11 protein-coding genes are annotated in these 12,063 nt (G+C 65.0%); 5 read left to right on the forward strand and 6 right to left on the reverse strand.

Features of this window, described 5'->3' with window-relative positions; translation table 11 throughout:
- Nucleotides 1-145 precede the first annotated feature (145 nt).
- From EB809_RS16445 to EB809_RS16460, 4 genes are all read right to left on the reverse strand, one after another.
- Nucleotides 146-448: a CopG family antitoxin gene (locus EB809_RS16445; protein ID WP_123635930.1), complete on the reverse strand. Its 303-nt coding sequence runs from the start codon at nt 446-448 to the stop codon at nt 146-148.
- Between the two features lies 1 nt (nt 449).
- Nucleotides 450-722 carry a BrnT family toxin gene (locus EB809_RS16450; protein WP_123635931.1) on the reverse strand — a complete coding sequence of 91 codons (273 nt, stop codon included), beginning with the start codon at nt 720-722 and terminating at the stop codon, nt 450-452.
- A 142-nt stretch (nt 723-864) separates the two neighbouring features.
- Nucleotides 865-1,194: a hypothetical protein gene (locus EB809_RS16455; RefSeq protein WP_106693218.1), complete on the reverse strand. Its 330-nt coding sequence runs from the start codon at nt 1,192-1,194 to the stop codon at nt 865-867.
- 263 nt (nt 1,195-1,457) lie between these two features.
- Nucleotides 1,458-2,840 (reverse strand): ribonuclease J, encoded by a 1,383-nt coding sequence (locus tag EB809_RS16460; RefSeq protein ID WP_123635932.1) that lies wholly within the window; start codon nt 2,838-2,840, stop codon nt 1,458-1,460.
- Nucleotides 2,841-3,158: 318 nt separating this feature from the next.
- Between EB809_RS16460 and EB809_RS16465 the strand changes: the two genes are divergently transcribed.
- The 3 genes from EB809_RS16465 to EB809_RS16475 all read left to right on the forward strand — a co-directional run bounded on the left by EB809_RS16465 (nt 3,159) and on the right by EB809_RS16475 (nt 5,806).
- Nucleotides 3,159-4,349: a CynX/NimT family MFS transporter gene (locus tag EB809_RS16465; RefSeq protein ID WP_123635933.1), complete on the forward strand. Its 1,191-nt coding sequence runs from the start codon at nt 3,159-3,161 to the stop codon at nt 4,347-4,349.
- Nucleotides 4,350-4,398: 49 nt separating this feature from the next.
- Nucleotides 4,399-5,373 carry a ribonuclease Z gene (locus EB809_RS16470; RefSeq protein ID WP_123635934.1) on the forward strand — a complete coding sequence of 325 codons (975 nt, stop codon included), beginning with the start codon at nt 4,399-4,401 and terminating at the stop codon, nt 5,371-5,373.
- Nucleotides 5,374-5,464: 91 nt separating this feature from the next.
- Nucleotides 5,465-5,806 (forward strand): DUF805 domain-containing protein, encoded by a 342-nt coding sequence (locus tag EB809_RS16475; protein ID WP_123635935.1) that lies wholly within the window; start codon nt 5,465-5,467, stop codon nt 5,804-5,806.
- Nucleotides 5,807-5,809: 3 nt separating this feature from the next.
- Here the strand turns inward: EB809_RS16475 and EB809_RS16480 are convergent, their stop codons facing one another.
- Together EB809_RS16480 and EB809_RS16485 are read right to left on the reverse strand one after the other, a co-directional pair.
- Nucleotides 5,810-6,205, reverse strand: a complete 396-nt coding sequence (locus EB809_RS16480) for a gamma-glutamylcyclotransferase (RefSeq protein ID WP_123635936.1) — start codon at nt 6,203-6,205, stop codon at nt 5,810-5,812.
- Between the two features lie 67 nt (nt 6,206-6,272).
- Nucleotides 6,273-7,868: a BCCT family transporter gene (locus tag EB809_RS16485; protein ID WP_123635937.1), complete on the reverse strand. Its 1,596-nt coding sequence runs from the start codon at nt 7,866-7,868 to the stop codon at nt 6,273-6,275.
- A 152-nt stretch (nt 7,869-8,020) separates the two neighbouring features.
- Here EB809_RS16485 and EB809_RS16490 point away from each other — a divergent pair, with 152 nt between their 5' ends.
- Both EB809_RS16490 and EB809_RS16495 read left to right on the forward strand, forming a co-directional pair.
- Nucleotides 8,021-9,694 carry a VRR-NUC domain-containing protein gene (locus EB809_RS16490; protein ID WP_123635938.1) on the forward strand — a complete coding sequence of 558 codons (1,674 nt, stop codon included), beginning with the start codon at nt 8,021-8,023 and terminating at the stop codon, nt 9,692-9,694.
- The gene (locus EB809_RS16495) at nt 9,694-11,964 is read left to right on the forward strand and encodes an ATP-dependent DNA helicase (protein ID WP_123635939.1); all 2,271 of its coding nucleotides are present in this window, start codon (nt 9,694-9,696) and stop codon (nt 11,962-11,964) included. Before EB809_RS16490 ends, EB809_RS16495 begins: the two co-directional genes overlap by 1 nt.
- Nucleotides 11,965-12,063 lie beyond the last annotated feature (99 nt).

The raw sequence follows: 12,063 nt of genomic DNA on the forward strand, positions 1-12,063 counted from the left end.
GGATTGGGCTTCCTCCAGACCCCACCTCGCGATGACGCCCTTGCCCTTCTCCTAGCCTTCGGCTCTGCGAACACCTGGCAGGAGGACTTTCACCTCCCTAGTTCTGTGCCATGCCCGGCACACACGCAGAAGGCAGCGGCGCGCTTTAGCGCGTCCGCTGGCCTGACTTGTTAGCAGAGATATCCTTGAGGCCGCCAGACACGTACTTGTGTAGGACACTAGAAACCAGGGACTGGTAAGGAAGTCCCTCTTCCAGTGCTCGGCGTTGAAGCGCCTCCAGGTCGCGACTGGAGATGCGAATATTGATCCGCTTATCTTTCTTGAACGTTTCTTCTGCTGCCTTCGTCAGGTACTCCCGACGATCGGCATCCAGATCTGACTCGAACTCCCCGGATTCGTATGCCTCCAGAAGCTCTTGCTCTTCGAGATCTAATTTGGTCTTGGCCATGCTACCCCCCTAGAAATGTCTTGGTGGCCTTGCGACTGGGAATGACCGTCTTGAGAAAGATTTCTCCATCATTCTCGACGTACGGCACCAGCCAGGCGTAATCGTCAATCCGAACTACAAGCAGGCGTTGATTCGGATACTTGTCCCTGTTGGGGTGAGGTCCATCATCAAGTAAACCACCAGACTGAAGAGCAAACAGAACATCTTCGAAGGAGACTCCGCGTTCGCTCATCAACCGCTGGTTCTTTTCAGCATTCCAGTTAATTTGCTTCATGGGACGAGTCTAGCAGAGTGTGTGCCTATTGGCATCTTGCTAACGCCGAAGCACAGCGGCGACCTTGGAATTGCGACGAAGGAGCCATGGAAAGGGCGTCCGGCGGCCATAGGCCGCGTACTGCTGCGCCTTGTTATGAGTTTTACGGGATTGGAGCATGCTTAATCCAATAAGGGGCCGTATAACCCAGTACACCCCCAATAAGCGCGCCCACGACAACGGACTCTCCGCTGCCAACAAAAATCAGCCCAATTAAGGCTCCGGCCATTGCTCCTGACGAAAGCTCGTAGGCCCATGCATGCTTGAAAGCCTTTGGCTCAATAGAGGGCGCCGCTAACAATCCCAAAAAGATCCCCACTACAGCAACTGCAAGCAATCGAGCCCAATCCCCAAAGAAGAACATTAGCGAGAGAACTGAGGCGAAACCCGCGAAGAGCAAGACGGAAATTGAAATCACTTTTAGCTTAGACATAGGACTCGTCTTTACTCATAACAGTGATTAGACCGCGTTCCGTAATATTGAATATACGAGAATTCTTCATAACATCGCCCTTCCGCATATCAGGACGCGATCAGTTTTCCATTTCAAACAGCAGCTTAGCCCGCGATTGGCGATCTTGCCATGCAATCGTTTGGATTCTTCTTTTTGTGATTTCAATATAACGGTATAGGTACAGCACAACAGGCTGGGTGAATACAGCACCGGATTCGCCATCCCTGCAATTTCGTAGTCACTCAAACCACCCTCACCAACTCCCCTTTCTCCCAACCCAACCGTCCAACCTCAGCCACCTGCCGCCGCATCCCCGGTACGGGTCGGATCATGAACAGATCCCCATTGCGCCCCAGCAGGGATTTGGGTACGCCGCAGTCCCGGGCCAGGCCGGCGTGGACGTCCATGTGTTCGGCTTCGCCGTGGACGGGGATGGCGACTTCCGGCTGCACCCACTGGTACATGGCGCGCAGTTCGTCCTGGGCCGGGTGGCCGGAGGCGTGGATGGGGAGGTCGGCGGCTTCGGCGGTGATGACTTCGACGCCCTGCTCTTTAAGGCTGGTGATCAGGGCATCGATGGCCTCCTCGTTGCCGGGGATGGCGCGGGCGCTGAAGATGACGCGGTCGCCGGGTTCCAGCTCCACGTCGGGGTGAGTGCTCATGGCCATGCGGCGCAGGGCGGTGCGGGGTTCGCCCTGGCTGCCGGTGGCGACGGCCAGCACTTCTTCCCGGGGCAGGTAGCCCAGGTGGGCGGGGTTGATGAGGTGGTCGTCGGCGTTCCAGACGCCCGCGGCCTTGGCGGCGCCGCTCATGTTGATCAGCGACCGGCCCAGCAGGCCCATGTAGCGGCCGGTGGCGCGGGCGACGTTGGCGAGGGTGTGCAGGCGGGCAATGTTGCTGCCGAAGCAGGCGACGATGACGCGGCCCGGCGCGTCCTGGGTGGCGGCCAGCAGGCCTTTTTCCAGCACGGATTCGGAGGTGGAATGGCCAGCGACGGTGGCGTTGGTGGAGTCGCAGACCATGGCGGCCACGCCCTCGTCCGCCAGCGCTTTGAACGTGCCCGGCGTGTAGCCGTGGCCCACCAGCGGCTCGTCGTCCAGTTTCCAGTCGCCGCTGTGGAAGAGGTTGCCCGCCGGGGTGCGGATCATCAGGGCGCTGGGATCGGGGATGGAATGGGTCAGGGCCAGCCATTCCACCTGGAACGGGCCGATGGTGCGGCGCTCTTCCACGTCCACCACGTGGATCGGCACCCGGTGCAGCAGGTCGAATTCCGCCAGTTTGCGGCGCAGGATCTCGGCGGTGAAGCGGCTGGTGTAGACGGGGCACTGCAACAGCGGCCACAGGTACGGCACCGCGCCCACGTGATCCTCGTGGGCGTGGGTGATGATCAGGCCCGCGAGCTGGTCCCGGCGGTCGGCGATGAACGCGGGATCGGCCATCTGCACCGGCGGTTCGCCGCGCTGGTGCACCGTGCCGTCCGCCACCACCCGCCCGGGCCGGGGAAAGGTCACCCCGCAATCCACCATCAGCCACTGGCCGTCGTGGCCGTAGAGGTTGAGGTTCATGCCGATTTCGCCGGTGCCGCCGAGCGGCAGGAACCAGAGGTCGTTGTGGTCGGGGGTCATGGCATCCTTGTGGTGGTTGTGGGTGAGCGGGCGGTGCAAGCCTGCAGTGTAACGCAGATTCCGGGTGGCACCGCGGCCTCGACTGGCCGGTCAGTGCGGGGTGCGTTACCATCACCGTTTTGGTGCAGAGCCATTTATGGCCTCGCAAATAGCTGACTTTGTTAAGTTTATCAGCCGATGTCCGCGCGTTTTGCGACAGCCGTTCCGATCTGCACGACGGCTGCGCCCGTATCACGGAGACGAATCCTGACCGGTCTCCACGTGCCGTGATCCCGATGATCGCCGATCACCCGAACCCATCTGAAGCAGAAGCCTCCTATGACCGAAGCCGCTGTAAAATCCCGGGCGCCGTCCGCCGTGCTGACGCTGACTGGCATCCTGTTTGTAGCACTCAACCTGCGCCCGGCCCTGACCAGCGTGTCGCCGGTGCTGAAACGCATCGGTGAAACCCTGGCGCTGGGCTCGTTCGGTCAGGGGATTCTCACCACGCTGCCGGTTCTGTTCCTGGGGTTGTGTGCACCGCTGGCGCCGCGGCTGGCCCAGCGCATCGGGGTGGATCGGGCCGTGCTGGTGGCCACGGCGGTGCTGGGGGCGGTGCTGGTGCTCCGGCCCTACAGCGGCACTGTGGGTCTGTTCGCCGGTACGCTGATCGCCGGTGGCTGCATCGGGGTGATGGGCGTTCTGCTGCCGGGCGTGGTGAAGCGGGACTTCCCGTCGTCCGCCAGCATCCTGACCGGGTTCTACACCGCGGTGCTCTGCCTGGGCGCGTCGGCGGCCGCGGGGACGACGGAACCCATGCGCCTGGCGTTCGGCGGCGATTGGCAGGCGGCGCTGGCAATCTGGACGATCCCGGCCTGGGTGGCGGTGGTGCTCTGGTGGCTGCAGCTCGACGGCAAGCACATTCCCAAACGCCCGACGAAACCGGCCCGCTCGCTGTTCCGGGATCCGCTGGCCTGGCAGGTGACGCTCTACATGGGCCTGCAATCGTCGCTGGCCTATTCGGTGTTTGGCTGGCTGCCGACGATTCTGCAGGATCGCGGGATGTCGGCGGTGAACGCCGGGATCGGCCTGTCGGTCTCGATCATGATCCAGATCGGCTCCGCCATCGCTGCGCCCTGGATCAGCAGCCGCATGCGGGACCAGCGGGCGATGATCGCGCTGGCCGTGCTGTTCACCGGCGCCGGGCTGATGGGCTGCATCTACGCGCCGATCGGCGGCATCTGGTTCTGGGCGGTGATCCTCGGCGTCGGCCAGGGCGGGACGTTCAGCATGGCGCTGACCCTGCTGGCCGTGCGCGCCCGGGATCACGAGACCGCCGCGCGCCTATCCGGCATGGCCCAGGGCGTCGGCTACACTATGGCGGCGGTCGGCCCGCTGGTGCTGGGATTGCTGCACGGGGCTTTTGACGACTGGCAGGTGGCCGGTGTGTTCCTGGCGGTGATTGCCCTCGCGGCGCTCGGGTTCGGTCTGGCGGCGGGCCGTCCGCTTTACGTGGGCGAAGAACGCTGATGCAATGCCTCTGACACTTTTGACCGATACGTAGACAACCGGAGCAGCGATGGAACTGACTTTTCTCGGCACCTCCGCCGGCACGCCCACCCGCCACCGCAACGTGACTGGTCTGGCCCTGCAGCACGGCGGCCCGAAAGGCTGGTACCTGATCGATTGCGGCGAAGGCACCCAGCATCAGGTGCAGAAAACCCACCACACGCTGAGCCAGTTGCGGGCGATCTTCATCACCCACGTGCACGGCGATCACACCTTTGGTCTGCCGGGGCTGCTGGCCAGTGCCTCCATGGCCGGGCGGACCGAGCCATTGCCGCTGATCGCGCCGCCTTCGATCCGCACCTTCGTGGAAACCACGCTGGGCGCAACCGACTCCAACCTGGGTTATGAGATCGAGTTTATCGAGGTGCATGCGGACGGGTTCCACTGGCAGGACGAGCACATCGACGTGACAACCGCCGCCCTGTCCCACCGCGTGCCGACGGTGGCGTATCAGGTGACCGAGCGACACCTGGAGCGGCATCTGCTGACGGAGAAACTGCAGGAAGACGGCGTACCCGCCGGGCCCGCCTGGGGCGAGCTGCAACGGGGTCAGGACGTGACGCTGGAAGACGGCCGGGTGCTGCGCAGCGCAGACTATGTAACGGTCAACCGGTCGCCCCGCCGGATTGTGGTGGGGGGCGACAACGACACCCCCGAGCTGCTGACGGACGCCTGCCGCGGGGCGCAGGTTCTGGTCCACGAATCCACCTACACCCAGGAAGTCTCCGACCGGGTCGGCCCCTGGCCGCAGCACAGTTCGGCGGAACAGGTGGCGCGCTTTGCCGAGGCGGCGGGCCTGCCCAATCTGGTGCTGACGCATTTCAGTTCCCGCTACCAGTTCAACCACCCGTCCGCACCGCTGATCGACGAAATCGAGCAGGAGGCCCGTCGATTCTACTCGGGCAACCTCAACCTGGCGCGGGATCTGGCGACCTACGTGCTGGACCGGGACGGCCGGCTGGCGCCGGTCCCGTCCGGTGAATGACCCAGGTTGGCTGGCCTCGCAGACATGCCATCAGGCCCGTGTTAGGGTCGAAAATCGATCCGCATGAACACGACGACTGCCGGGGTTAACGATGGAAGAATTTATTGACGGCTTCCGCCGCTACGGCGACTTTACCGGTCGCGCCACACGCCGACAGTACTGGATGTTCTTCCTCTACTATTTCCTCTTCTCGATTGCCGCAAACCTGATCGATCTGGCGATGGGTTCCTTCGTGGTGTCGCTGCTGTTCAGCGTGGTGACGATCATCCCCACCATCAGCCTGGGCACACGCCGGCTGCACGACATCGGCCGCTCCGGCTGGTGGCAGTTGCTGATGTTCCTGATCCTGATCGGCTGGATTATTCTGGCGGTGATGTTTGCGCGGGAAGGTGAAGGGGATAACGCATTCGGGCCCGAACCTGCGCGCCCCTGAGCGTTAGCGCCAACCACCCAGCACAATCCGCCGACGGCCTTTGACCCCGGGGTTATAGAGGTACACCCAGGCGGGTCCAAGCGGCGTGGCCAGCCAGCGCCGGTCGTAGGTGCCGCTGGCCGGATCTTGCGGGTTGTATTCCTCCAGCCAGTCGACCCGGCGCAGGCCGGCGTCCGTGACCGCAAAGAGTTCCACCTCTACACCCCGCGAGGGCTCCAGTTTGGCGCCCGGATAGGCGCCCAGATCGTAGAGCGCAATGGTGTTTAATCGGGTCCGGCCCAGGAAGCGGGCGCCCCGCAGGAACCGGTGATTGCTGCGGCCCCGCTTGAGCGTGCCGTAGACCGCCACACAATGGGGGTGTAGACGGGTGGTTCTTGCGTGGGTCGGTTCGTCGGGCATCGATGCCTCCGGGTCGGTTCAAGGGTCCGGGGGAGATTCCCCGGACCATTGAAACATCACTCGCGGACTAAGAGCGACTCGCCGCCGGCTCCGGCGCACCGATGAGTCCCTGCTGCCGGGCCATCGCTGCAGCCGCCTGGGGACCGGTCCACAGGGACGGCAGGATCACCAGCGACACCGGGATCGCCGTCAGCACGATGAACTGCTGCAACACGCCGATCTGGCCGGCGCCCATGTACAGCAGCAGCGCCGCCATCACCGACATGGCACCGCCCCAGAACACGCGGGAGCCGGGGCTCGGCTCGTCGTGGCCTGCGCCGACCATGGCGATGGCGTAGCTCATGGAGTCGCCAGTGGTGGCCACAAAGATCGTCGTCAGCACCAGGATCGCCGCCGCCATGAATGAGCCACCGGGCAAGGCCTGCGCCACGGTCAGGGTCGCGACGTCGAACTGGAAGTTGTTGAGCGCTTCGGTCAGGTCGAAGGTGCCCGCCAGCTGGTGGTAGATGCCGGTGCCGCCCAGCAGGGTGAACCAGATGGTGGTGGCGATGGGCGCCAGTACGGACACTGCCAGCACCATTTCACGCACCGTCCGACCGCGGGAGATGCGCGCCACGAAGATCGCCATCAGCGGCGTGTAACCGATGAACCAGGCGAAGAAGAACACGGTCCACCACTTCATCCACCAGGCCGGTGCGGTCTGGGCCGTCTGGGTCGCCATGGTAAAGAACGAGGTGACGTATTCGCCCATGGACTGCAGGTAGGTGTCGACCAGGAACAGCGTCGGGCCGAACACGACAATCACGGCGGCGATGGCCAGTGCCAGTACCACGTTGAAGCGGCTCAGCAGCTGGATGCCCTTGTGCAGGCCGGTCAGCGCGGAGGTCATGTAGACCGCGGCCAGGATCGCCAGGATCACCAGTTGGGTGCCGAAGCCATCGGGCAGGCCGAACAGTTCGTGCAGGCCGAAGCTCATCTGGGTGGCCAGGAAGCCGATGGGGCCGACCGTGCCGGCGACGACCGCGATGACACAGACGGCGTCCACCACGCTGCCCAGCCAGCCGCTGACCACTTTTTCACCCAGTACCGGGTACAGCAGAGTGCGGGGCTGGAGCGGTTTGCCCAGGGAATAGTGGGCGTAGGCCAGGACCAGCGCCGTCAGAGAACCCAGCACCGCCCAGGCCAGGAAGCCCCAGTGCATGAAGGCCTGCGCCAGTGCGGGCGCCACCGCTTCCGGCGTGGCCGCAGCGGCATCGAACGCCGGCGGCGAGACGACAAAGTGATAGACCGGCTCACCGGCAGCAAAGAACACGCCGCCGCCGGCCAGCAGAGTACAGAGAATCATCGACAGCCAGCGGAAAGTGCTGATTTCCGGCTTGTCCAGGTTGCCGATACGGGCTTCGCCGCTGCGGGTGAACGCGACGCCCAGGGCAATGAAGAACGTCAGCAGAAGCAGCAGCTGGAAAAAGCTGCCCATGGTGCGCGCGGTCCAGGCGAAACCGTCGCCGATCCAGGCGGTCATGGCGTCGGCGTCGAACAGCGACAGGGCGACAAACGCGACGATAAACGTCATGGTCAGGGCGGCCACGAGCGGATCGCCCAGCCGGTTGGAACGGGGGGAAGAAGCCTCGCTTACAGCTTCTTGGGACAATTCAGGAGGCATAGGATCCACATCGTTAAGGACTTTAAAGGGCCGCGCACCCTACAGGACTGTCGCCGTTGTGGCCATCCGTTCTACCCGAGTCGCGGGAAAGCTTTGGGCTGGTGTCCCATTCGCTTTAGACTGACCGCCTGAAACCCATCTGCCGGAGCCTCATGAACGGTCGCATCACCACCGCATCACTGGATGATCCGCTGTACTACCTGGCCAACTTCGAGACCGTCGTCCACTGGGTCGCCACCCACCACGGTGACCTGCTGACCTACGACGAGCGGACCCGACTGGATCGGCTGCAGTCACTGTCGCAGGCCGCCCGTGCGCTACTGGTCCGGCTGGTGATGCGCAGCGGCGAGCTGTTTCGCCTGAGCAAGCTCAACTACCCGGAGCTGGGCGTCCCCGAGAGCGAAGCGCTGGACGAACTGGCCGCCGACGGCTGGACTGAAGACGATCCGGAACTGGCGATCGACGAGCTGTTCCGCCTGCTGACGGTGGCCGAATGTCGCCACGCCCTCGCGCCGATCCTCGCCGACTGCGGCCTGCCCCGCGCCGCCAGCAAAAAGGCCATGCTCACCGATTGCCTGGAGCTGGCCCCGGCGCCACGCCGGTTCACCGACTGGTGGCCCGACACCGACGACCGCCTGGTCGCCCTCCACCACATGGCCCTGTTCGATCGCATCCGCCTGATGTTCTTCGGCAACCTGCGCCAGAGCTGGTCGGACTTTGTTCTGGTGGAGCTGGGCCATCACCAGTACGAGACGGTCCCGTTCACGCCGGACTCCCGGGCTTTCCAGCAGCGGGAGGCGGTGGACCGGTATCTGTTGATGCAGGCCTGCCGGGACCGGCTGGAGGGCGGCGAACCGCCCGCGGACATCTGGCCGGACATCCCCGCCCGGGACGACAGCAACCCCTGGCTGGAAAGCCGTCGCGGCCGGCTTTTGATGGAGTTGGGGCGTCAGGCGGACCGGCAGGGGGACGCCGAGTTGGCTCTGGCCGCCTGGTCCGATAGCGGCCACCGGGAAGCGCGGCTGCGCCACTTACGCCTGCTGGAACGACAGGGACGACACCAGGAGGCCTGGGACATTGCCCTGTCGGCGCAGGCAGAACCCCGCGGCGACGGCGAGGCCCAGGGCCTGGAACGGCTGATGCGTCGCCTCGCCCGCAAGGTGGACCAGGCGCCTCCGGAACGTCCGAAACGGCCGTCGATCCCGGAAATGCATCTGACGCTGCCCCAGCCCGCAGCCGCGTCGGTGGAGTGGGCGGTGTTGCAGGATCTCGACAGCGAGCAGACGCCCGTCTGCTACGTGGAGAACACGCTGATCAACGGCCTGTTCGGCCTGCTCTGCTGGCCGGCCCTGTTTGCCCCGCTGCCAGGGGCGTTCTTTCACCCGTTCCACATCGCGCCGGCGGACCTGCACCGGGAGGATTTCGTCAGCCGCCGGCAAGCGTTGTTCGATGACTGTCTGGCGGCCCTCGACAGTGACGAGTACAAAGACCGGATCCGCCGGACCTGGGGCGAAAAGCACGGTATCACCTCTGCCTTCGTCGCCTGGCCGGCGCTGAGCGAGCCGGTGCTGGAACTGGCGCTGCACTGCATCCCCGCCGCGGATCTCAAGCTCATTTTCCAGCGCCTGCTGCGGGACCTGCGGGATCATCGCAGCGGCCTGCCGGACCTGATCCGCTTTCACCCCGAACAGGCCCGCTACGACCTGATCGAGGTGAAGGGTCCGGGCGACCGGCTGCAGGACCACCAGATCCGCTGGCTGGAGTTCTGCCTGGCGCACGACATCGCCGTGTCCGTCTGTTACGTGCGCTGGCAGGAGGCCGACTGATGCGGGTGGCGGTGCGCACATTGTGCGAGTTCGCGGCCCGGCGCGGCGATCTGGACCATCGCTACACGCCGGCGCCCACGGCGGAAGACGGCATCGCCGGCCACGCGAAGGTGCAATCCCGGCGCGGTCCACAGTATCAGCCGGAGCTGTCGTTGAATGGCGAGTGCGCCGGCCTGACGCTCAGCGGCCGGGCCGACGGCTACGATCCGCTGGCCAACCGCATCGAGGAGATCAAGACCCACCGGGGCGACCTGTCGCGCCTGTCGTCCGACCAGCGGGCGCTGCACCGGGCGCAACTGCGGGCCTACGGCGCCCTCCACTGCCGCGAGACCGGGCGCGACAGCGTGGAGCTGGCGCTGGTCTACTACGACATCGGCCGGGACCGGGAAACCGTGGAACGGGAGAGCGCCAGCGCCGACACCCTGTGGGACGAACTGACCGCCCTGTGCGACGCCTATCGCCAGTGGGCCCAGCAGGAAGCGGCCCATCGCCGGCAACGGGACAACGCCCTGCAGACGTTGCAGTTTCCCTTCAGCGATTTCCGCAAAGGCCAGCGGGCTCTGGCTGAAACCGTCTACCGCAACAGCTGCCGCCAGCAGAGCCTGATGCTGCAGGCGCCCACCGGGCTCGGCAAAACCCTCGGCACCCTGTACCCGGCGCTGATGGCCCTGCCCCGCACCGGGCAGGATCGGCTGTTCTACCTCACCACCCGCAACCCGGGTAAACAGCTGGCGCTGGATGGTCTGCAAGCCCTGAGCGATCACCAAAGTGCCGCGCTACCGCTGCGGGTGCTGGAACTGAGCGCCAAGGATCACGTCTGCGAACATCCGGACAAGGCCTGCCACGGGGAAGCCTGTCCATTGGCCGCTGGCTTCTTCGACCGGCTGCCCGCCGCCCGGCAGGCCGCCGTCGACCAGGACGGCCCGCTGACCCGAGAAGCGCTGCGCCAGATCGCCGCCGCCCACGGCATCTGCCCCTATTTCCTGGCCCAGGAAATGGCGCGCTGGAGCGATGTGGTGGTGGCGGACGTCAATCGCCTGTTCGATCAGCACGCCCTGCTCTACGGCCTGACCCAACAGAACGACTGGCGCGTCAGCCTGCTGGTGGACGAGGCCCACAACCTAGTGGACCGGGCCCGGGGCATGTACTCGGCGACCCTGAACCAGGCGCGGCTGCTGAAGGTCAAAAAGCAGGTGCCCGCCCCGCTGAAACCGTCACTGAACCGGGTGGCCAAACAATGGCAGGCGTTGGCCCGTGAGGTGGATCCGGACAGCGACCGGCCCGTCTTCCTGAAAGCCATTCCCAAGGCGCTGCTGCCCAGTCTGAACGGTCTGGTGTCGTCCATCACCGAGTACCTGACCGACAACCCGCCGGATCTGGCGTTGCAGGAGCTGATGTTCGACTGCCTGGCGTTCACCCGCCTGGCGGAAGCCTTTGGCGACCACTCGCTGTGCGAATACGAGAATCACGGGCGGGGCAAGGCGCAACTGGCGATCCAGAACCTGATCCCGGCGGACTTCCTGGCGCCGCGCTTCGAGACCGTCGACAGCACGCTGCTGTTCTCGGCCACCCTGTCGCCGGGGGTCTATCACCGCGACCTGCTGGGCCTGCCGGACGACACCTTCTGGCAGAAGGTGGAGAGTCCGTTCCGGGCCGAGCAGGTGCAGGTGCGTTTTGCCGACCGGATCAGCACCCGGCGGCCGGATCGCGAGGCCTCACGAACGCCCATCGCCACCCTGATCGCCGAGCAGTTTCGCGAGCAACCCGGCAACTACCTGGCCTACTTCAGCAGCTTCGCCTACCTGCGGGCGGTGCTGGAGACCCTGATCGAGCAGGCACCGGACATTCCCGTCTGGCACCAGCACGGCGGCATGTCCACGGACGAACGGCAGGCCTTTATCGATCGTTTCACCGGCGATGGCGAAGGCGTAGGCTTTGCGGTTTTGGGCGGGGCGTTCGGCGAGGGCATCGACCTGCCCGGCCGGCGACTGATCGGTGCCTTTGTCGCCACCCTCGGACTGCCGCCGTTCGACCCCTGGCACGAGATCCTGCGCCAGCGACTGGATGCCAGGTTTGGCCAGGGCTACGAATACACCTACCTCTACCCCGGCCTGCAAAAGGTCACCCAGGCGGCCGGCCGGGTCATCCGCACCCCGGAAGATCAGGGCACCATCTGGCTGATCGACGACCGGTTTGCCCGCCCGGACACCCGTAAGTTATTGCCCGATTGGTGGTTCCCGGAACATGACCATCTCCTTGCCCCGATGTAACTCAAACGCCACCAACAATGTTTTAGACTGAGCCCCGTCCGGTCGAACTGAACCGGCGTGCACAACGGCTTCTGCGCCCCGATTTGGCGCAACCGTGCG

Origin of the sequence: Marinobacter sp. R17 (assembly GCF_003789045.1) — a bacterium.
Taxonomy (GTDB): domain Bacteria; phylum Pseudomonadota; class Gammaproteobacteria; order Pseudomonadales; family Oleiphilaceae; genus Marinobacter_A; species Marinobacter_A mangrovi.